This is a genomic window from Sphingomonas pruni NBRC 15498, assembly GCF_001598455.1.
GTDB lineage: Bacteria > Pseudomonadota > Alphaproteobacteria > Sphingomonadales > Sphingomonadaceae > Sphingomonas > Sphingomonas pruni.
Genome location: NZ_BCYZ01000039.1, coordinates 20,587 through 41,296 on the forward strand (window position 1 = coordinate 20,587; position 20,710 = coordinate 41,296).

The following is a 20,710-nucleotide window of genomic DNA, read 5'->3' on the forward strand; positions in this document are numbered from 1 at the left end:
CGTTGCGACTGGGCCCCGGCCTTCGCCGGGGAGGCGTAGAGATCTACGACGCCGGACACACCCGCCTGCCGGACGCTCTTTGCAGCAAGCTCGCCCGATCGCCCCTCAAATCCGCACCACTCCGCGCCTGCGGCTCCGGCCCATCCGCCAGCCCCTTCCACAACGCCGCATTGAACCGCGGCGTGTCGAGCCGGTCCTCGCTGGTGAAATCCTGGCCCTGCATCGCCGCCGCCCACCAGCCGGCATCGCGCGGCGGGCAGGTGTTAGCGGCGGTGGTCTTGGCGACGAAGCGATCGGCGGGGATCGGCAGCTTGGTGCCGCGCAGCACGTCGGCTGCCTTCGCGCGGAAGCTCCAGTCCTTCTGGTTCAGGTCGAACACATCCGCCATCGGCGCCGCGAGCGCGTCGTTGAGCCCGAGCGGCGGTAGGCCGAGCACCGCCTCGATCGTGCGCAGCATGCTGACGGTGGTGTAGCGGGTCGTGACCAAAGCGTGCTGTTTGACATACGGCCCGACGACGAACGCGATGCTGCGCCGCGCGTCGACATGGTCGCCGCCATTCTGGGCGTCGTCCTCGATCACGAACACCAGGGTCGAGTCCTTGAACGAACTGTTGGCGATGCGTTCGAGCACCATGCCGACCGAATAGTCATTGTCGGCCATCTCGGCCTCGACCGTGTTCACGCCGTCGACCGCTTCCTTGAAGTCGCCGAAATGATCGTGGCTGAGGCGGAGCAGGGTGAGGGCGGGCATCGTCCCGGCCTTGTCCTGCTGGTCGAACTCGCGCTGCCATTCGAGCATGCGCCAATAATCCGGCAGCTTCTGGTCGAAGCCGCGGAAATAGGGATCGCTGCGGCTGGCGAGGTCGCGGTCGGCAGGGGTCCAGATCGTGTGCTTGTCCTTGAACGGCTCGCGCAATAGCGGGACGAACCCCGGTGACTCGCTGTCGTATACCGAGGCATCGGCGAACCCGTAATTGCGCACGGTCAGCCCGGCGCGGATCGCGGCGTTCCACAAATAGCCCTGGCCCGGCAGCTTGTCGTCGTCGGCATCCGGCGCGTTGAGTAATGCGGGACCCGGCATCAGATCGGGATCGTCGGGATGGCGTGGATCGGCCTTGCGGCGTTCTGCCAGGCTGAGGCTGGTCGCGATGTTGCGATCCGCTTCCTCCGATTCATAGGCCAGGCCGCGCGACGCATAATTCACCGGCGCGGTCTTTTCGAGCAGATCGGGGACGCGTGCGGCGGTGGTCCAGGTCCAGCCGGTGCTCGATTGCTCGCCCGAATCGTAGAAATTGTCGAGCGTGACGAAGTCGCGCGCCATGTTGTGATGGTTGGGGCTCAGCGCCTCGCCCAGGATCGCCAGGCTGGGGTCGCCATTGCCGACCTCCAGGTCGCCGAGCACCTGATCATAGGTGCGGTTTTCCTTCACGATGAAGACGACATGCTTGATGCGCTTGGCGACCTCGGCCATCCGCGCCTCCGCCGCGCGGCGCGCCGTGGCGTTGGACAGGCCGATATTGTCGGCGACCTGCAGCGTGGTCTTCGCCAATGCCCGGCCGTCGGGCATCGGGAACTGCAACAGCCCCGCCTTTTCCAACTGGAAGATGTATTGGTTTGCCGCGCCGCAAGCGCTCGGCTGCGCTTTCTCGACCGCGAGTTTGGGCGCGCAGCCGCGCGGATTGGGGCCGGGCGGGCTCTTGCGATTGACGACGAACACGCGCGCGCCGTCGACGCTGGTCGCGACCGCGCTGGGATACCAGCCGGTCGGCACGACGCCCACCACCTCGGCCGACGTCGCGCCCGGCTGAACCATCGCCAGCGCGTTGATCCCGCCATACGTGACCAGCAAAGTACCCGTCGGCGTGAGCGCCAGGCCGTTGGGATTGAGCCCCTTGCCGAGCGGCCCTGCCGACAGGCTGTCGGGCAGGCCGAGCCTTGGCTCGCCGGCAAGCGTGTCGCTCGCCAGATCGACCATCGCCAGCCGATCGGCATTGTCCTCGGTCGCGTAGAGGCGGTGCGTGCGCGGGGCGATCAGCATCGCGGTCGGCTCGCCGATCGTGGCGATACGCTTGGCGACGCGGACTGAGCGCCCGGCGATATCGAGCGCGAGGATCTGGCGGTCGCGCGGCGCCGAGACATAAGCGCGATTATTGTCGCGCCACGCGATCGCGAAGGGGAATTCGCCGCCGGGCTGGCCGGCGGCGGCGGGGTCGATCTTGCCCGGCCGCAGATCCTGTTCGGCGACGATCGCGCGCGTGGCGAGATCGATCAGCGTGACCGAATCGTTATAGTAATTGGCGACCAGCAGGCGCTTGCCGTCGGGGCTGATCGCGACGCCGGCCGCTTGCGGCTTGACGTCGACGCCATTGCCAGTCGCGTGGCCGAGCTTGATCGGAGTGCCCGAGGGGAAGAACCCCGCTTTGCCGCGGCGGAACAGGTGAACGACGTCGTCCACCCCGCCGCCCACCGCGAAGCCGCGTCCGTCGGGCGTCCAGGCTACCCCCGAATAGGCGTTGGGCATGACTAATGTCTGCTCGAGGCGCGCGCCGGCGCGATCGATGCGATAGGCGAAGACGTACTGGCCCGATTGCGCGGCGACGATCTTGCCGTCGGGTCCGTTGAAACGATTGAACCCGCTGGTCAGCACCAGCATCTCGCGGCGATCGGGGCTGACCGCGATCGCGGCTGCGCCGTCGGCGACATAATCGGGGTGGGGGCCGACCCGCGACACAAGTGGCCGGAACACCGCGCCGGGCGCGGCGAGCGGCGAGAGCGACTGGCCGGTCGGCAATTGCTGGGCCGATGCCGCGGCGCCAAGCCCGGCGACCAGTCCGATTAACGCGCGCACCCTCATCATCGTCTCCCCTTCATCCGGGGCGGATAGGACGCGGTTGCTACGCTTCGATGACGATGCCTTATTCGGCTTCGTCGGCGCCCTCGTCCGATTCCGCCGCGGTGTGGAAATAGGCCTCTACCGGGCCGGTCAGCTTGATCGTCAGCGGGTTGCCGTGGCGATCGACTTTCTTGCCGAGCGCAACGCGGACCCAGCCTTCCGAAATCGAATATTCCTCGACATCGGTGCGCTCGGAACCCTTGAAGCGGATGCCGACGCCGCGCTGCAGCGCTTCCTGGTCGAAGAAGGGGCTGCGCGGATTGCTCGACAAATGATCGGGGGGCGTATCGGTCATGGCGCGGGCTATTGCCGCGACCTGCTTCAAAAAGCAAACGGCGCGGGAAAGCCGAAGCCTCCCGCGCCGTTCCGCTCAGTTCAGCGGCTGCTTAGTTGCAGACGCGGACCCGGACGCTGCGATCCCAGTAGGGGTCGTAACGGCGTTCGACCCAGCAATGGCGATAGTCGCGATAGCGATAGGCATAATAACCGTCGGTCGGATAATAGCCGCGCTGGCGATAATAATAGTCATCGTAATCGGGGCGATAGCCGCGGCTGCGATAATAATAGTCGCGGTCGTAACGGTCGTTGGCCGACGACGCGATCGCCGCGCCCAGTGCCAGACCGACGATGCCGCCCGCGATCGCGACGCCGGTGTCGTCATCGTGATGCCAGCGGCGATAACGCTGCGCGTCGGCCGGAGCAGCGACGGTCAGGGCAGTGGCTGCGAGCGTGGTGCCGAGCACCGCCTTGGTCAGGAACTTGTTCATGTGAAACTCCATCGTCAAGCACTCGGAAACCATGCATCAAACGCAGACTGTCCGAGCCTGTTGCATCCTTCTATGCGAGTCGTTCTGAATGGCCGCTGAGACGGGCGTTCACTTGGGATTTAGGTAGGGAGATAGCGGATGGCGTACTGGTTCCTGCGGTCGGAGCCCGAAGTCTATGGCTGGGATCACCTGGTCCGCGACGGCGCCACCGAATGGGATGGCATCCGCAATTACACCGCGCGCAATTTCCTCAAGGACATGCAGGTCGGCGACCAGGCGATCCTCTATCATTCCAACACCGAAAAGGCCTGTGCCGGGATCATGGAGATCACCCGCACCTGGAAACCCGACGGCGAGAAAGGCGACTGGGCATCGGTCGCGGTGAAGCCGGTGCGGCCGTTGCAGCATCACGTCACCCTCGCCGAAATGAAGGCCGAACCGCGCCTCGCCAAGATCGAGGTGCTGCGGCAGTCGCGGCTGTCGGTGACGCCGGTGCGCGACGATGAATGGGCGGTGCTGATGGAAATGGCGCAAGGGTGAGCGCGGGTGCCCTGCATCTGATCACGGGCAAGATCGCCGCCGGAAAGTCGACGCTCGCCGCGAAGCTGGCGGCGGAGACCGGCGGGCTGGTATTGGCCGAGGACCAGTGGCTGGCGACGCTCCATCCGGCGCGGATCACGTCGCTCGACGATTATCGCCGTGAGAGCGAGCGGCTGCGCACCGCCATCGCGCCGCTGATCGTCGATCTGCTGCGGCGTGGGCTGACCATCATTCTCGATTTTCCGGCGAACACCGTCGCCAGTAGGACCTGGATGCGCGGGCTGGCGGACGAGGCGGGAATTACCGCCACGCTGCATTTCCTCGACCTGCCGGATGATCTGTGCCGCCAACGCCTTCATGCGCGCAACGCCGCCGGCACGCATGCCTATCAGGCAAGCGATGCCGAATTCGACCAGTTCACCGCGCACTTCGTGCCGCCGCATGCCGATGAAGGCTTTGCGATCGTACGGTATGGGCCGGAATAATCTGCGCGAAGGGTTCGGCGCCATCGCGCGTTAAGCTGGCAGGAGCCAGACTGGATACGTGCTGATGCGGTTCACCAGCGCCGCGCGGGACGCCGCGCCGGCCGATAACGACGATGCGTTGATGGCGCGCATCGCCGGGCGCGATGCCGTGGCGTTCGGGCGCGTGGTCGATGCCCATGCCGCGATGCTCCACCGCATCGCCTATCGCATGATCGGCGACGCGGCGGAGGCCGAGGATATCGCGCAGGAGGCTCTGCTGCGCTTGTGGGCCTCTGCCGAACGCTGGCGGCCGGGGCAGGCGGGGATTGCGGCCTGGCTGACGCGAGTCGCGGTCAATCAATGCCTCGATCGCCTCAGGCGACGGCGTTTCGCCAGCGACGAGGAGCCGCCGGAACGCGCCGACGAAGCGCCGGGGGCGGAGGCCCAGGTCGAAGACGAGCAATTGCGCCGCGCGGCGCGGGCCGCGCTGGGCGATCTCAGCGAGCGGCATCGCGCCGCGATCGTGCTGACCTATTACGAGGAGTTACCCAATTCGATGGCGGCCGAGGCGCTGGAGATGAACCTGAAGGCGTTCGAGTCGCTGTTGTTGCGCGCGCGCGGTGCGATGCGCGCGGCATTGGCGGCGCGAGGGCTGACCTCGTTGACCGGGGAGACCGCGTCATGAGCGCGAACGAGATGGATTTCACCGCCACCGAACGTGCGGCGCTCGATCGCTTCACGGTGCCGGCGATGCGTTCCGGTTTCGCCGCGGACATGGTGTCGGCGGCGACCGCCGGCGCTCGCGTGCCGCCGCGGCGGACCGGACGCGTGGGCTGGCGGGCGCATGGCCGGGTCTTGATCGGCGCCGGCGCGCTGGTGCTGGCCAGCGCGACTGCCGCCGCGACGGGCTGGTTCGGCAAGCTGCCGATCGCGATCCCTGGCATCACCAGAACCGTCGAAGAGCCGGCGGGGAAGAAGCCGAAGCATGTGGTGCGCGTGGAGAAACCGAAACCAACGGTCGGGCGAGCCGAGGCGCTGGCCGCACCGCCGGAAGCCGCGCCGACATTGTCGCCCGACCCGGCGCCGCTCGACCGGTGGCGCGCGCAGCGCCAGGCACGGATCGCGGCGGGGTTGCCGATAAATCGGCCGCTGGTGCGTCGTGCGCTAATGGCCCGCTTCCGCGCCATGCCCGTGTCGCAGCGTCAGGCCGCGGTCGCCGAATGGCGACGGATCAGGGCACTGCCGCCGCCCGAGCGCAAGGCAGAGATCGCCAAGCTCAAGGCCGATTATCTCGCCACCCACCCGCGCGTCGCCGCGCAGGTGGAAAGGCGACTGGAAGCGAAGTCGGCCTTGGCTGCCTCCGCAGGCGATCCGGTCAAGCCGGACGCGGCACTTCCCGGAAGCGTGATCGAGTCGGGCACCGCGATGGCTAATCGGCTTACGCCGCAAGAACGGTTCGAGCGACGCCAGGCGCGCCGCCAATGGTGGTTGCAGCGTCGTGCGATGCGGTCGCAGTCTGGCCAGCCATCACCATCGAACGCGCCCGACGAAGGGCAGGGCGCGCCCGATCGTTGAAGGCCTAGACGGGGCTGCCTTCCTCCAATTTCGGCAGTTCCGTCGCCAGTTCTTGATCAGGCGTCGCCGGGCTGGCGCAGCGTCACCGGTATCTTCGATAGCGGCACGCCGGTCTCGGCATCGACGACCAGCGGCGTGATCGTCCGGCCGCTGCGCGCATCGACCAACTCGCTGATCGGTCCTTCGCCGAAATGCTTGCGTGCCCAGCCGCCCAGCGCCTGCAGCACGGGCAGATAATCGCGGCCTGCCTCGGTCAGGACATATTCGTCCCGTGGCGGGCGTTCGCTGTAGCGCCGGCGCTCCAGCATTCCCGCCTCGACCAACGTAGCCAGCCGCCGCGTCAGGATGTTGGGTGCGATCCCCAGACTCTTCTGAAAGTCGTCGAACCGCGTTCGGCCGAGCCCCGCGTCGCGCAGGATCAGCATGCTCCACGCATCGCCCGCTCGCGCCAGCCCGCGACCGACCGGGCAGATGCCAAAGGATAATTTCTCGATGTCCATTGCAAAATGATAGTCACATTACTATCAAAATGCAAGTCGCTCGACTCGGTGCCGGGCGTGAAGGAGAAATTCGATGACTCAAGCTCTCAACCAGACCGCGCTGATCACCGGTGGGTCGACCGGCATCGGCGCGGTCTATGCCGATCGCCTGGCACATCGTGGTTATGATCTGATCCTGGTGGCACGGGACCAGGCGCGAATGGAGGCGCTTGCCGAACGGCTGCGCGGCGAAACCGGCCGCGCGATCGAGGTGGTCCGCGCCGATCTCACCGATCGCGCCGATCTGGCGCGCGTGGCGGAGCGGTTTGCCAGCGATCCGGCAATCACCTTGCTGGTCAACAATGCGGGCCTGTCGATGACGGGGGATGCGATTTCGGTCGAGCCGGCCGAAATCGAGCGGTTGGTCGCGCTGAACATCACCGCTCCAACCGTGCTTGCAGGCGCCGCGGGCAAGGCATTCGTCGCGCGCGGTGAAGGCGCGATCATCAATCTCGCCTCGGTCCTCGCCTTGGTCCCGGAGATGTTCGACGGTGTATATTCCGGGTCCAAGGCCTTTCTGCTCAACTTGAGCCAGAGCCTGACGGCGCAATATGGCGCCAAGGGTCTCTATGTGCAGGCGGTGCTGCCCGGCGCGACGCGGACCGAAATTTGGGAGCGGTCGGGCAAGGACGTCAACGCGATTCCGCACCAATGGGTGATGGACGTCGACGATCTCGTCGACGCGGCGCTGACCGGGTTCGATCGTCGCGAGACCGTCACGATCCCGCCGCTCCCGGACGCCGATCTGCCGCAATGGGAAGCCATGCAGGCCGCGCGCGCGGCTTTGGCCGGCAAGCTCAGCAACCGCACGGTGGCCGACCGCTATCGCGAGACCGCGTTGGCCTGAGCAACCAGACGGGCGCCCGTTTGCCGGGCGCCCGTTCGCCGGCGCCCGCCGGCACTGGCATTTGCCGCCGGCCGTGTTTAGGCTGATCGCCATTCCGAGAACAGGAGAGGCGTATGGCAGAGTTTTCCCGGCGTGATGTCGGTGCGATTTTGGGAACGTTCTCAACGATGGCGGCGGCCAGCCCCGCATTGGCCGCCGGATCGCTCGCCGAGCGTCGGTTTCCCAAGGGGTTCAAATGGGGCTGCGCGACCGCCGCTTATCAGGTCGAAGGTGCGGTCAAGGAAGACGGCCGCGGCGAAACCAACTGGGACATCTTCTCGCATACGCCGGGCAAGGTCGCCAACGGCGACACCGGTGATGTCGCTTGCGACAGCTATCATCGCTATCGCGAGGACCATCAGCTGCTCAAGGCATTGGGCGTCTCGACCTACCGGATGTCGCTCGCCTGGTCGCGCATCTTTCCGGAAGGGCGCGGCCAACCGAACCAGGCGGGGATAGACCATTATAACCGGGTGATCGACGACCTGCTGGCCAACGGCATCACGCCGTACGTCACCTTGTTCCACTGGGATCTGCCCGCGGCATTGCCCGGCGGATGGCAGTCGCGCGACACCGCCAAGGCCTTTGCCGATTATGCGGGGTTCATGGTGGGCAAGCTCAGTGACCGCGTGAAACATTTCATGACGACCAACGAATTCGCGTGCTTCACCGATCTCGGCCATAAGGAAGGTATTCACGCGCCCGGGCTCAAACTCGACCCCGCCAGCGTCAACCAGGTGCGCCATCACGGCGTTCTGGCGCATGGTCTTGGCGTCCAAGCGATTCGAGCGAGCGCGAAGGCTGGAACGAAGGTCGGGCTCGCCGACAATCCCTCGATCACCGTACCGGTGATCGAGACCCCCGAGCATATCGCCGCGGCGCGCAAGGCGATGCGCGAGGTCAATGCCGCCGCGCTGACCGCGGTGATGGAGGGGCGCTATCTCGACAGCTACCTGACGGCGCAGGGCGCGGCGGCGCCGAAGGTCGAGGACGGCGACATGAAGGCGATCGGCAGCCGCCTCGATTTCGTCGGGATCAACGTCTACGCGCCGCAATTCGTCCGGGCGGATGCCAATGCGCAGGGCTATACGGTCCTGCCGATGCTTGCGTCGTCACCGCATATGGCGTCGCCCTGGCTGCGCGTCGGGCCCGAATCCGCTTATTGGGCGGTGCGTAATGCGACCGAACTCTGGAAGCCGAAAGCGATCTACATCACCGAAAACGGCTGTTCGGCGGACGATCCGGTGACCGACGGGCGGATCGATGATGCCGATCGCGTGATGTACCTGCGCAACTATATCGGACAGGCGCAGCGTGCCACGGCGGAGGGACTACCGCTGGCCGGCTATTTCCTGTGGAGCCTGATGGACAATTTCGAATGGGCCGACGGCTACGGCAAAAGGTTCGGGCTGCACTATGTCGACTTCAAGACGCAGCAGCGCATCCCCAAGCTGAGTGCTGCCTGGTATCGCGAACTCATCAGGCGCAACGCGCTGGTCTAGAGTCAGTTGGCCAGCCCCGGCGAAGGCCGGGGTCCAGCATCAATGACGCGGAGACGGCGTCCCGCCGCTATGGAGACAATGCGACTGGGCCCCGGCCTTCGCCGGGGAGGGAGCAATTCCCTCTTGCTGGATCTGCTGCTGCGAAGATCGGGGGTTTCCGGCGGCATCCGATGCGCTATCGGCGGCTCCTGTATATTCAGGAGACGTAACGTGCGGTTCGCTAAGCTGACGGTTCTGGCTTTGGCCTTCGGAGCGACGGTTTCCGCGGCGGCGCCGCAAAAGGCCGCTGCCCCGAACGAGCCGCCGGTGGTGCGCGTCCGGATGACCACCTCCGCCGGCGTGATCACGCTGGCCATCGACGTCCGGCACGCGCCGAAGACCGGCGCCAATTTCCTGATGTATGTCGATGACGGCCGGCTCGACGGCACGCGCTTCTACCGCGCGGCGCGGCGCAAGGGCGCGCCCAATCTCGGCTTCATCCAGGGCGGGATCGACACCGATGCGCGCCGCCGGCTGGAGCCGGTGCCGCTCGAGCCGACCAGCAAGACCGGACTGCATCATGTCGACGGCGCGATCTCGATGGCGCGCTACGACAACCCCAATTCGGGCACGGCCAATTTCTCGCTGATGGTCGGCGCGAGCCCGAACATGGACGCGCGGCCCGGATCGCCGGGTTACGCCGTGTTCGGCCGCATCGTCGGCGGCATGGACGTGGTCAAGAAGATCCTGGCGATGCCGACCAGCCCCGGCGGCGAAGGTGCGATGAAGGGCCAGATGCTGGTGAAGCCGGTGACGATCATCCGCGCGCAACGGCTCGACGGCACGCCCAAGCCTACCGGGCGCGCGAAAGTGTGGGAATTGTTCGCTGGCATGAAGTGACATGCAAAAGCCCCGCGCGATGCGAACCGCACGGGGCCTTGCTGACCGACAGATCGGATCGAAGGATCAGCTTTACGCTGCCTGCTTCGCCCGGCTGGCGCGCTTGCGCTCATGTGGATCGAGATAGCGCTTGCGCAACCGGATCGACTTGGGCGTCACTTCGACCATCTCGTCGTCGTCGATATAGGCGATCGCCTGTTCCAGCGTCATCTTCTTCGGCGGGGTCAGGCGGATGGCATCGTCCTTGCCTCCCGACGCGCGGAAGTTGGTCAGCTGCTTCGCCTTCATCGGATTGACCTCCAGGTCATCCGGCTTGGCATTCTCGCCGACGATCATGCCCTCGTACAGCGCCTCGCCATGTCCGACGAACAGGATGCCGCGCTCTTCCAGCGGGCCGAGCGCGTAGCTGTTGGCCTCGCCCGATCCGTTGGAGATGAGCACGCCGTTCTTGCGGCCCTCGATATTGCCCTTGTGGGGCCCGTATTTCTCGAACAGCCGGTTCATGATGCCGGTACCGCGCGTGTCCGACAGGAACTCGCCGTGATAGCCGATCATGCCGCGGCTGGGCGCCGAGAAGGTGATGCGCGTCTTGCCGCCGCCCGATGGGCGCATGTCGGTCAGCTCGGCTTTGCGGATCGCCATCTTCTCGACGACGGTGCCCGAATATTCCTCGTCCACGTCGATGATGACGGTTTCGTAGGGCTCGGTCTTCTTGCCGTTCTCATCCTCGCCGAACAGCACGCGCGGGCGGCTGATGCCGAGCTCGAATCCCTCGCGGCGCATCGTCTCGATGAGTACGCCGAGCTGGAGCTCGCCACGGCCGGCGACTTCGTAGCTGTCGCGGTCGGCGGCTTCGGTCACCTTGATCGCGACGTTGCTCTCGGCTTCGCGGAACAGGCGGTCGCGGATCATGCGGCTGGTCACCTTGGTGCCCTCGCGGCCCGCCATCGGGCTGTCGTTGACGGCGAAGCGCATCGACAAGGTGGGCGGATCGATCGGCTGCGCGTGAAGCGGCTCGGTCACTTCGGGGTCGCAGATCGTGTTGGACACCGTGGTGTGCGTCAGGCCTGCGATCGAGATGATGTCGCCCGCTTGCGCCTCGTCGGTCGGCACGCGTTCGAGCCCGCGGAAGGTCAGGATCTTCGACGCGCGGCCGGTCTCGACGACGTTGCCGTCATTATCGAGCGCGTGGATCTGCTGGTTGGTCTTGACCGAGCCCGAAAAGACCAGGCCGGTCAGGATGCGGCCGAGGAAATTGTCGCGGTCGAGCAGGGTGACGAGGAACTTGAACGGCCCGTTCGGATCGGCCGAGGGAGGCGGGACATGCTCGACGATCTTTTCGAACAACGGAGTGAGCGTGCCTTCACGCAGGCTCGGGTCTTCGTTCGCGTAACCGTTGCGGCCCGAGGCGTAGAGCACCGGGAAATCGAGCTGTTCGTCGGTCGCTTCGAGGCTGACGAACAAGTCGAACACTTCGTCGAGCACTTCCTGGATGCGCTCGTCGGGACGATCGACCTTGTTGACGACGACGATCGGGCGGAGGCCGAGGGCGAGCGCTTTGCCGGTGACGAACTTGGTCTGCGGCATCGCGCCTTCGGATGCGTCGACCAGCAGGATGACGCCGTCGACCATCGACAGGATGCGCTCGACCTCACCGCCGAAATCCGCGTGGCCGGGCGTGTCGACGATGTTGATGCGGGTATGCTCGCCGCCGCCCGGAGGCGCCCATTCGACCGAGGTGCACTTGGCGAGAATCGTGATGCCGCGCTCTTTTTCCAAGTCGTTCGAATCCATCGCGCGTTCCTCGACGCGCTGGTTGTCGCGGAACGTGCCGGACTGACGGAACAACTGGTCGACGAGCGTGGTCTTACCATGGTCGACGTGGGCGATGATCGCCACGTTGCGGAGGCTCATGAGATATCCTGATTGGGGCGCCCGAAGGCGGGTTCGGGGGCGCGCATAGCGTAATTTGTGCGGTGCGGGAAGGGGCGTGGGCATGTGCGCCATCATTCGGCGGGTGCCAAAGCATCGGGCAACGCGGCTCAGCTATCCGCAAAGCCTTTCAAAGGATGACCCATGCACGCTGATGACGACGCCCGCCGCTATGTCGAACGCTGGTTCTGGACGCTCGACGATCTCGCCGAAGCCGTTGGCGTAACGCCGGTGCGGATCGAGCAATTGATCGCCGCTCGATGCGCACCCGGACCGATCTACGCCCGGGGCGCCGATGGCTGGTGGAGCGCGCTCGGCGCCGACGGCGCAGCGCCCGCGGGCGAGCATTGGTACAGTCCTGGTGCCGCCTGGGGATTGCGCCAGGCGGAACTGGCGACGCGTGGCGGGAACTCGCCAGCGGCGGCAGCGGCGGCAGCGGCGGCAGCGGCAATGCTGCGCGACACTTTCGCGGACCGTTTCGCGAAAGCGCTCAGCCATCAGCGATATGCGCAGGTCGCCTTCGCTTCCTGCTTCTCGCGCGACGCGGTCGATCCTGACGCGGCATGCGCCACGGCACGGGACGAATGGGCGTCGTGGATCCAGGGCGGCTATGGGGTTTGTCTGCGCGTCTTCACCGCGGAAACGTGCGTCGCCAAGGAATCCTTGGGAGCAGGGCTGAAGGCGGCGTTCGCCGCACCGGATTACGATGCAGCCGCCTTGCTCGCCGATGCGGAAATACTGGCGGGACTATTGCTACCCTTCGCCCCTTGGCAGCGCGAGGCCGGAACGCCAGGCCGCACGATCGATCGCCTGCTACGCGAACTGCGCCTCGGCGACGACCGGCCTTATGCCTGACAGCGGCTGACGCTTGATCCTTTGGCGATGCCCGGCGATGACGGGCCGTTAAAGGAAAGGTGATCATGGCGCAGCTCAGGATTTCGGTACTTGTCGGCAGCGTCCGCGAAGGGCGCATCTCGCTGCCGATCGCCAAGTGGGTGATGGATCGGATCGGCGCGCGAGGCGAGTTCGATCCCGAACTGCTCGACCTGGCCGAATGGAATCTGCCGATGTTCGCCGAGCCGAATCCGCCCGCGACCGGGCGCTATACGGGCGAGAAACAGCGCGCTTGGGCGGACAGGATCGGTGCCGCGGACGGCTATATCCTGGTCGCTCCGGAATATAATCACGGCATGAGTGCGGTGCTCAAGAACGCGCTCGATACCGTTTATGCCGAATGGGGTCGCAAGCCGGTGGCGTTCGTCGCGCATGGCGGCATGGGCGGCGCGCGATCGGTCGAGCAGCTTCGGCAAGTGACCGCCGCGATGGAAATGGCGCCGCTCAGCGCCGCAGTCCATCTGCAGGGCGCGGCGAAGCTGCGCGACGGCGATCGGTTCAATGCGGGTGAAATAGAGGATCGGCGCCTCTCGGCATTGTTCGACGAATTGCTATGGTGGGGCAATGCGCTGAAGGCGGCGCGACAGGGGGATTGATACCGATATGCAAAGGATCATGCGTTTCGCCCTGGCCGCGGCGCTTGCCATCCCTGCCATGCCGGCGCTGGCGCAACAGGTCGTCGATCCCGATGCCGACACCAAGGTCGCCGACCCGGCGTTTGCAGCGGGCAAGGGACCGTCCGTGATGGTCGATTCGGGCCATGGCGAATTCCAGACCCTGGCGACGGATTATGCGCCATTTGGCGCGCTCTTGACCCATGATGGCTATGTCGTCCGCGATTTCGACCAGCCGATCTCCGCTGCCAGTCTCGCCAAGTCGGACGTTTTGGTGATCGTCGATCCGGCAAATCCGAAGGATCCGCCCAACCAGCCCAAATACCAGTCGACCTCCGCCTTCACGCCCGAGGAGATCGCGACGATCACCGATCGGGTGAAAGGCGGCGGCGCGCTGTTGATGATTGCCGATCACCCGCCCTATGCTGGCAGCCTGCGTGCTCTGGCCGCGTCGTTCGGCTTCGAAATCGAAATGTATGCCGCGCAGCATGTTCCCAGGGAGGAGTTCTTTAGCTTCGCCAATGGAGGCCTGGTCGACGGGCCGTTGACTCATGGCCTGCCGCAGATTCAGACCTTTTACGGAGCCGCCTTTACTGCACCTGCGGCCGCCACGCCGCTGTTGCGCTTCGATAAGAGCTGGACGATGCTGGTCACCGACAAGCCGCCGCGGCCGATGTCGGGAAGCGACTTGCGCGGGGCTACGCTGTCGGTCGGGAAGGGGCGGGTCGTGCTGTTGGCCGAGGCAGGCGCGTGGTCGGCGCAATTGTTTGGGCCCAAGAAAAGACCCATGGGATTCAATGCGCCGAGCGCCGAGGGTAACAAGCGTTTCATCCGCAACGTGGTCCATTGGCTCGCAACCGGTGCTGCGCCGGCCGTCGAAGCCGCCAAATAGCGCCGGAGCCTGGGCACCAAGCGGCCCTTGTCTTTCGGCATGGGCGTGTTACATGTGCAACACACTTGAACGCGCGAGCATTCGTGGCCAGACTCCACGGACCATCGCGAAAAGGGATTGAGAATGGCGACGACCCCGACCGAAACCGTCACGGCCGAACCCGATCTGGTACTGACGCCGCCTGAACCCGTTGCCGCGGTGTCGGCGACCAAGGCGGCCGGGCTGGTGCCCGTCGATGACGCAAAGCGGAGCGAGCTCGAACGGCGTGTCGATGCCTTCGTCGATGATCTCGTCGCGCAGGATGTCGACTCGCCCGAATTCGGCAAGCGCGTCGATGCGATCACCAGCATGGGGCAGAAGGAAATCCGCGAGGCGGCGTCGCAATCGAACCGCTTCCTCGATCGCCCGGTGCGCGCAATGGATAAGGACACCGGCGTCGGCGCCGACCTGATTCAATTGCGCCAGACGATCGAAAAGCTCGACCCGGGTAATAACGGCAAACTGCTGACGGGCGGGCGCGGGCTGCTCGACAAGATCTTCGGTGGTGGCCTCAACACCTATTTCGACAAGTACAAATCGTCGCAGACGCACATCTCGTCGATCCTCAAGAGCCTCGGCTCGGGCAAGGACGAGTTGTTGATGGACAATGCCGCGATCGAGACCGAGCGCGCAAACCTGTGGGCTGCGATGGGCCGGCTCGAACAGATGATCCATCTCGCCAAGACGATGGACGCCAAGCTCGAGGACAAGGCCAACGATCTCGACGCGACCGATCCGGCCAAGGCCAAGGCGCTGCGCGAGAGCGCTTTGTTCTATGCGCGCCAGCGTACCCAGGATTTGCTCACCCAGATGGCGGTGACGGTGCAGGGCTACCTCGCGCTCGACCTGGTCAAGAAGAACAATGTCGAGCTGATCAAGGGCGTCGACCGCGCATCGACCACCACCGTGGCTGCGCTGCGGACCGCGGTTACGGTCGCGCAGGCGCTGACCAGCCAGAAACTGGTGCTCGAACAGATCACCCAGCTCAACACGACGACCGCCAACATCATCGATTCGACGGGCGCGCTGCTGAAGTCACAGACTGCGGCGATCCACGAACAGGCTGCCGCCTCGACTATTCCGGTCGAGACGCTGCAGCGCGCGTTCCAGAATATCTACGACACGATGGACGCGATCGATGCCTTCAAGATGAAGGCGCTCGATTCGATGAAGACGACGGTCAATACGCTGTCGACCGAAGTCGAGAAGTCGAAGGGCTATATCGCCCGGGCCGAAGGCCAGTCGCGTGCCGCGCTCGAAGGCCCGCAGGCCGACAGCTTCAAGCTCGAGGCAGTGTAAATGTCCTCTACCGACGATGTGATCGCGCGGGCGCGTGAGACGCTGGACCGGACCTCGGAGCGCTATCGCGCCGGTCCGGGGCGGAGCGTGCGGGTCAACGACGTCGGCCAGCGGCTGACGCGCGCGGCGATCGCCGATGCGGCGATCGTCGGACTGGCGGTGGTGTTCGGGCTGGTGGTCGGGCCGATCGGCATGTTCGGCTTCCTGCTGATGATCGTCGCGATGGTGGTCGCGACGATGGCTCTACTGGCGACCCCGGCGCAGCGTGCGCCGACCTTCGAGAAATTGCGCCAGGTCGAGTTGAAGGCATTGCCCGCGCAGACTGGGCGCTGGCTCGATTCGCAGCGGCCCGCGCTCCCCGCGCCGGCGATCAACCTGGTCGACCAGATCGGGATCAAGCTCGACGCGCTGACGCCGCAATTGGCCGGATTGGACGAGAACGAGCCGGCGGCGGCGGAAATCCGCAAGCTGGTCGGCGAGCAATTGCCCGAATTCATCAAGGGCTATGAGCGCGTCCCCGCGGCGCTGCGCGGCGTCGAGCGCAACGGCAAGAGCCCCGATCAGCAATTGGTCGAAGGGCTCGGCGTGATCGGCCGCGAGATCGACGAGATGGCGGCGCAACTCGCGCAAGGCGACCTAGACGCCCTGTCGACACGTGGGCGCTATCTCGAGATCAAATACCAGGGCGACAAAAGCACGGTGTAGCCGAGCAGAACAGAATCAACGCCTCCCCGGCGAAGGCCGGGGCCCAGTCGCGATGCGCCATCAGCTGCAAGGCGCCATCTCCAATCTTTTGGCACTGGACCCCGGCCTTCGCCGGGGAGGCGTATTTCGATTGAACTGCTCTTAAAGCTGCAGCCCCATCGCGTCCTGAGCCTCGCGCAGCACCGGTCCGGCGATCGCCCGCGCTCGCTCGCTGCCGCGCTCCAGCACGCGAATAACTTCCCCGCGGTCGTCGAGCAGGCGGACCAGCCGGTCGCGGATCGGTCCCAGCTTCGCCACCGCCAGGTCGGCGAGCGCCGGCTTGAACTGGCCGAACCCCTGGCCGCCATATTGCGCGAGCACTTCGGCCGGTGCGATATCGGCCAGCGCGGCATAGATCGTCACCAGGTTGCGCGCCTCGGGCCGCTCTTCCAACCCCTCGACCGTGTCGGGGAGCGATTCCGCATCCGACTTCGCCTTGCGGAATTTCTGCGCGATCTCGTCGTCCGAATCGTTGAGATTGACGCGCGTCATGTCCGACGGGTTCGACTTGGACATTTTCGCGGTCGCATCGCGCAGGCTCATGATGCGGGGCGCGGCGACACTGATCATCGGCTCGGGGAGCGGGAAGACCTCCACCCCATAGTCGCTGTTGAACTTGGTCGCGATGTCGCGGGTGAGCTCGAGGTGCTGCTTCTGGTCCTCGCCCACCGGCACATGCGTCGCCTTGTAGAGCAGGATGTCGGCCGCCATCAGCACGGGATAATCGTACAGCCCGACGCTGGCGCCTTCGCGGTCCTTGCCGGCCTTGTCCTTGAACTGGGTCATGCGGTTGAGCCAGCCGACACGCGCGACGTTGTTGAGCAGCCAGGTGAGCTCGCTATGCGCCGGCACGCGGGCCTGGTTCCAGATGATCGACTTTTCGGGGTCGAGCCCGGCGGCGAGCACCGTTGCGGTCATCTCGATCGTATTGTCGGCCAGTTCCTTGGGCGCGACGCGATCGGTCAGCGCGTGCAGATCGGCCATGAAGTACATCGACTCGCCGCCGGCCTCGGCGACCTGGTCCTGCATCGCCACCCACTGCTTGATCGCCCCCAGATAATTGCCGAGGTGAAGGCGACCGGTGGTCTGGATGCCGGAAACGACGCGCATGAGAATCCCTTAAAGTTGTTCCTGGCCGGTCGCCTTGGCCGGACGGCGGCGGCCGAGCAATGCTTTGATGTCGCTGAGGCGATAGGCCCCGGTGACGAAGCAGGCGACCGCGTACACCGCGCCGCCCGCCGATACCAGCGCGGTCAGGCCGAGGGCACGACGGATCAGGCTGCCGGTCAAATACGGGTTCACCAGCGGTCCAACCTGCCACAGGACCAGACCCATCAGGATCGCGGCGAGCAGCAGGCGGGGAAGGCGGCGGCGCAGCCGGGCATCGGTGACGAAGTGGCCGCGCTTCCTGAGCGTCCAATAGAGCATGCCGACATTGACCGTGGACGAGATCGCGGTCGCGAGCGGCGGGCCGACATGGTGGATCGTCGGGATCAGGATGAGATTGCCGACCAAATTCACCGCGACCGAGATCATCGCATAGCGGACCGGCGTCTTGGTGTCCTCGCGGGCATAGAAGCCCGGGGTGAGCACCTTGACCAGAACGTAGGAGGGCAGGCCGATCGAGAAAGCGGCGAGCGCCCAGGCGCTGGCGCTGGTCGCCTGTGCGGTGAAGGCACCGTGCTGGAACAGCCCGCGGATGATCGGTTGCGCGCTGACCATGAACGCGACGGTCGCCGGGAGCGTCAGGAACAGCGCCAGCTCGATACCGCGATTCTGCGTCTCCATCGCCTCGTCATATTTGCCGGTCGAGAGCAGGCGCGAGACGGTGGGAAGCAGGATCGTGCCGAGGCCGATACCGATCAACCCCAAAGGCAATTGGTTCAGCCGATCGGCGTAATAGATGTACGAGATCGATCCCTGGTCGAGCAGGCCGCCGGCCAGCGAGCTCGAGATCGCCAGATTGATCTGCACCGCGCCCGCGCCCATCGCCGCCGGCAGGATCAGTTTCAGTAGCTGTCGCATGTCGTTGCTGATGACGGGCTTGCGAATGCGCAGGCTGACGCCGGCCTGGCGGCAGGCGAACATCAGCCAGGCAAGCTGCAGTGCGCCGCCGACCGTGACCGAGATCGCCTGTGCGCGGGCGGTCTCGAGCGTCGCTTCCGCGCCCTTGCCGTGGAAGAACCACAAGGCCGCGACCATCGAGATGTTGAGCAGGATCGGCGCCGCCGCATTGACCCAGAAGCGGTTGAGCGAATTGAGGATCCCGCCGAGTAGCGAGACCAGCGAGATCAGCATCAGATAGGGAATCGTCCAGCGCGACAACTCGACCGCGAAGGCCAATTGGTCGTGGGTCGGATGCTGATGGGTGAAACCGCCCGACAGGCCCATGGTGATCGGCCATGCCGCGATCAGCATGACGACCGTCAGCACCGCCAAGATCGGAAAGAGGACCGACAAAGCCGCTTCGGCAAAGGCGATGCCGGCCGCCAGTTCACCCTTTTCCGCCACCTTGCGATTGAACATCGGGATGAATGCGGCCGAAAACGCCCCTTCCGCGAACAAGGCGCGGAACATGTTGGGCAGGCGGAACGCGACGAAGAAGGCGTCGGACGCGAAGGTGGCGCCGACATAAGTCGCCTGCAACGTGTCGCGGACCAGCGCCAGGACACGGCTGACGAGCGTCAACCCGCCGACCGATCCCAGCGATTTCGCCAGATTCATCTTTTTATCCCCGCCGGACCGGCGAGCGTCAGGCGTTGCCTATGACGCCCTCGGCCTGCTGTTCCTGCGCCTCGAGCTGCTGCTGGTACAAGGTGCCGAAATCGATCGGGTCGAGCAGCAGCGGGGTGAAATTGCCGTCGCGGGTCACGTCGGCGACGATGCGGCGGGCGAACGGGAAGAGCAGGGTCGGCGCCTGGGCGAGCAGGAACGGACGCAGATGCTCCTCCGGCACGTTGCGCGCGCCGAACAGGCCGGCATAGGTCAGATCGACGATGAACGCGGTCTGGTCACCCATTTTGGCGCGAACCTCGATCTTCAGCGTGACTTCGTGGAATTCGTCGCCGACCTGGGTGGTGCCGATGCCGAATTCGACGTCCATCTGCGGCGCCTGCTGCTGATTCTCCGAGCTGAAGACCGCCGGCGCGGTCGGGCTCTCGAACGACAGGTCCTTCACATATTGCGAGATCATGCCGATGGCCGGGCCGTTATCGGCACCGTTGGGGAGCGTGGCGTCGGTCGCGCCGGTGATGTCCTGTTCGTCCATGAGTAGCTGCTTTCTCGTCTTGAATGGGTATTTCGCGTGGGGTCAGGCCCGTGGGCTCGCGCGAAGTGAGCGGCGACTAGCAGGGGGATCGTGGCAGTTCAACGGCGGGTCGCATAGGGAACATTTGAATAGCGCGTTTCTTGTGCCTATGTTGCAAGGCGGTCAAACTGGAGGCCCGGTGGTTTATATCGTTATCCTTGCCATGGTTGCCCTGTTCCTGGGCCTGCGTCTGTATGCCGTGCTCGGCAAGCGGACCGGGCACGAGCCGGTGCTGCGCAATCCCGCCGAGGAACGCCCCGGCCCGCCGCTGACCCTGGCCCGCAATGCCGAACCGCGCCCCGACTTCCGCGACGCCGGCCCGCGCGCCATCGAAAGCGCGGCGCAGACCGGATTGCGCGCGGTGATCCATGCCGATCCCTCGTTCGACGTCGCCGGCTTCCTGGATGGCGCCAAGAATGCCTATCGCATGGTGCTCGAAGCCTTCTGGAAGGGTGACGAGGAAACGCTCGGCTGGCTGACCGAGGACCATGTCCGCGATGCCTTTGTCGAGGCGATCCGGGCGCGCAAGGAAGCCGGGCACGTGCTCGACAACCGGCTGGTGACGATCGAACGTGCGATCATCACCGACGCATCGGTCGACAACAAGATCGCGCGCGTGACCGTCGCGTTCGACGCCGACATCGCCGCGGTGACGCGCGATGCCGAGGGCAATGTCGTCGCCGGATCGCTGACCGATGCCGTCGAGACGCACGACGTCTGGACCTTCTCTCGCCCGCTCAAGAGCGGCGACCCCGACTGGAAGCTCGCCGACACCGACGAGGCGTGAGGGCTGTTTAGCTCCCCTCCCTGACTAGGGAGGGGCCGGGGGTGGGTGCGCGCGTCTGCGCGCTAAAAAGACTCATTGGCGGTGTAGCAAAACAGCATCGGACGAGGCATCGAGCCTCGCCCGACGCTGCACCCACCCCTTAATCCCCTCCCTTCCA

Annotated in this window: 21 protein-coding genes; 13 read left to right on the forward strand and 8 right to left on the reverse strand. The window is 65.5% G+C overall.

The annotated features are described in order from the left end of the window. Nucleotides 1–43 precede the first annotated feature (43 nt). From SPR01S_RS12525 to SPR01S_RS12535, 3 genes are all read right to left on the reverse strand, one after another. Complete coding sequence (locus SPR01S_RS12525) at nt 44–2,857, reverse strand: hypothetical protein (protein ID WP_245661984.1); 2,814 nt, start codon at nt 2,855–2,857, stop codon at nt 44–46. A gap of 58 nt (nt 2,858–2,915) precedes the next feature. After that, entirely contained in the window at nt 2,916–3,188 is a 273-nt protein-coding gene (locus SPR01S_RS12530) for a DUF3297 family protein (RefSeq protein ID WP_066590086.1), read from the reverse strand. Nucleotides 3,189–3,279: 91 nt separating this feature from the next. Beyond that, complete coding sequence (locus SPR01S_RS12535) at nt 3,280–3,660, reverse strand: hypothetical protein (RefSeq protein ID WP_066590120.1); 381 nt, start codon at nt 3,658–3,660, stop codon at nt 3,280–3,282. A gap of 138 nt (nt 3,661–3,798) precedes the next feature. On the opposite strand from SPR01S_RS12535, the gene SPR01S_RS12540 reads away from it, so the two are divergent. The 4 genes from SPR01S_RS12540 to SPR01S_RS12555 all read left to right on the forward strand — a co-directional run bounded on the left by SPR01S_RS12540 (nt 3,799) and on the right by SPR01S_RS12555 (nt 6,239). Further along, nucleotides 3,799–4,200, forward strand: a complete 402-nt coding sequence (locus SPR01S_RS12540) for an EVE domain-containing protein (protein ID WP_066590090.1) — start codon at nt 3,799–3,801, stop codon at nt 4,198–4,200. Beyond that, nucleotides 4,197–4,685, forward strand: a complete 489-nt coding sequence (locus SPR01S_RS12545; RefSeq protein ID WP_218016752.1) for a P-loop nucleotide/nucleoside kinase family protein — start codon at nt 4,197–4,199, stop codon at nt 4,683–4,685. Before SPR01S_RS12540 ends, SPR01S_RS12545 begins: the two co-directional genes overlap by 4 nt. A 64-nt stretch (nt 4,686–4,749) precedes the next feature. Beyond that, a complete protein-coding gene (locus SPR01S_RS12550) occupies nt 4,750–5,349 on the forward strand; it encodes a sigma-70 family RNA polymerase sigma factor (protein WP_084251153.1) in 600 nt (199 codons plus the stop codon). Further along, nucleotides 5,346–6,239 (forward strand): hypothetical protein, encoded by an 894-nt coding sequence (locus tag SPR01S_RS12555; RefSeq protein ID WP_066590093.1) that lies wholly within the window; start codon nt 5,346–5,348, stop codon nt 6,237–6,239. The genes SPR01S_RS12550 and SPR01S_RS12555 overlap by 4 nt, the downstream gene beginning before the upstream one ends. Before the next feature lie 56 nt (nt 6,240–6,295). Here the strand turns inward: SPR01S_RS12555 and SPR01S_RS12560 are convergent, their stop codons facing one another. Beyond that, nucleotides 6,296–6,739: a winged helix-turn-helix transcriptional regulator gene (locus tag SPR01S_RS12560; protein ID WP_066590094.1), complete on the reverse strand. Its 444-nt coding sequence runs from the start codon at nt 6,737–6,739 to the stop codon at nt 6,296–6,298. 73 nt (nt 6,740–6,812) lie between these two features. Between SPR01S_RS12560 and SPR01S_RS12565 the strand changes: the two genes are divergently transcribed. From SPR01S_RS12565 to SPR01S_RS12575, 3 genes are all read left to right on the forward strand, one after another. Continuing rightward, entirely contained in the window at nt 6,813–7,625 is an 813-nt protein-coding gene (locus SPR01S_RS12565; RefSeq protein ID WP_066590095.1) for an SDR family NAD(P)-dependent oxidoreductase, read from the forward strand. A 113-nt stretch (nt 7,626–7,738) separates the two neighbouring features. Continuing rightward, entirely contained in the window at nt 7,739–9,166 is a 1,428-nt protein-coding gene (locus SPR01S_RS12570; RefSeq protein WP_066590096.1) for a GH1 family beta-glucosidase, read from the forward strand. Nucleotides 9,167–9,376: 210 nt separating this feature from the next. Continuing rightward, nucleotides 9,377–10,045 (forward strand): peptidylprolyl isomerase, encoded by a 669-nt coding sequence (locus SPR01S_RS12575; RefSeq protein ID WP_066590097.1) that lies wholly within the window; start codon nt 9,377–9,379, stop codon nt 10,043–10,045. Nucleotides 10,046–10,117: 72 nt separating this feature from the next. On the opposite strand, the gene typA is transcribed toward SPR01S_RS12575, so the two are convergent. Next, a complete protein-coding gene (typA, locus tag SPR01S_RS12580; protein WP_066590098.1) occupies nt 10,118–11,959 on the reverse strand; it encodes a translational GTPase TypA in 1,842 nt (613 codons plus the stop codon). Nucleotides 11,960–12,121: 162 nt separating this feature from the next. On the opposite strand from typA, the gene SPR01S_RS12585 reads away from it, so the two are divergent. The 5 genes from SPR01S_RS12585 (at nt 12,122) to SPR01S_RS12605 (ending at nt 16,420) form a co-directional block, all read left to right on the forward strand. Beyond that, nucleotides 12,122–12,832, forward strand: a complete 711-nt coding sequence (locus SPR01S_RS12585) for a DUF6058 family natural product biosynthesis protein (protein ID WP_066590099.1) — start codon at nt 12,122–12,124, stop codon at nt 12,830–12,832. 65 nt (nt 12,833–12,897) lie between these two features. Further along, nucleotides 12,898–13,467 (forward strand): NADPH-dependent FMN reductase, encoded by a 570-nt coding sequence (locus SPR01S_RS12590; protein ID WP_157082231.1) that lies wholly within the window; start codon nt 12,898–12,900, stop codon nt 13,465–13,467. A gap of 19 nt (nt 13,468–13,486) precedes the next feature. Next, nucleotides 13,487–14,377 (forward strand): motility-associated ABC transporter substrate-binding family protein, encoded by an 891-nt coding sequence (locus SPR01S_RS12595; protein WP_157082233.1) that lies wholly within the window; start codon nt 13,487–13,489, stop codon nt 14,375–14,377. Nucleotides 14,378–14,500: 123 nt separating this feature from the next. Further along, nucleotides 14,501–15,715: a toxic anion resistance protein gene (locus tag SPR01S_RS12600; protein ID WP_066590104.1), complete on the forward strand. Its 1,215-nt coding sequence runs from the start codon at nt 14,501–14,503 to the stop codon at nt 15,713–15,715. Continuing rightward, complete coding sequence (locus tag SPR01S_RS12605) at nt 15,716–16,420, forward strand: hypothetical protein (RefSeq protein WP_066590105.1); 705 nt, start codon at nt 15,716–15,718, stop codon at nt 16,418–16,420. A 141-nt stretch (nt 16,421–16,561) separates the two neighbouring features. On the opposite strand, the gene trpS is transcribed toward SPR01S_RS12605, so the two are convergent. Genes trpS through secB form a run of 3 tightly spaced genes read right to left on the reverse strand, consistent with a single transcriptional unit; the run spans nt 16,562 to nt 19,727 of the window. Further along, nucleotides 16,562–17,569 carry a tryptophan--tRNA ligase gene (gene trpS / locus SPR01S_RS12610; RefSeq protein ID WP_066590107.1) on the reverse strand — a complete coding sequence of 336 codons (1,008 nt, stop codon included), beginning with the start codon at nt 17,567–17,569 and terminating at the stop codon, nt 16,562–16,564. 9 nt (nt 17,570–17,578) lie between these two features. Beyond that, complete coding sequence (gene murJ, locus SPR01S_RS12615) at nt 17,579–19,183, reverse strand: murein biosynthesis integral membrane protein MurJ (RefSeq protein ID WP_066590108.1); 1,605 nt, start codon at nt 19,181–19,183, stop codon at nt 17,579–17,581. 28 nt (nt 19,184–19,211) lie between these two features. After that, nucleotides 19,212–19,727 carry a protein-export chaperone SecB gene (secB, locus tag SPR01S_RS12620; RefSeq protein WP_066590110.1) on the reverse strand — a complete coding sequence of 172 codons (516 nt, stop codon included), beginning with the start codon at nt 19,725–19,727 and terminating at the stop codon, nt 19,212–19,214. Between the two features lie 178 nt (nt 19,728–19,905). Here secB and SPR01S_RS12625 point away from each other — a divergent pair, with 178 nt between their 5' ends. After that, the gene (locus tag SPR01S_RS12625; protein WP_157082234.1) at nt 19,906–20,553 is read left to right on the forward strand and encodes a Tim44/TimA family putative adaptor protein; all 648 of its coding nucleotides are present in this window, start codon (nt 19,906–19,908) and stop codon (nt 20,551–20,553) included. Nucleotides 20,554–20,710: the final 157 nt, after the last annotated feature.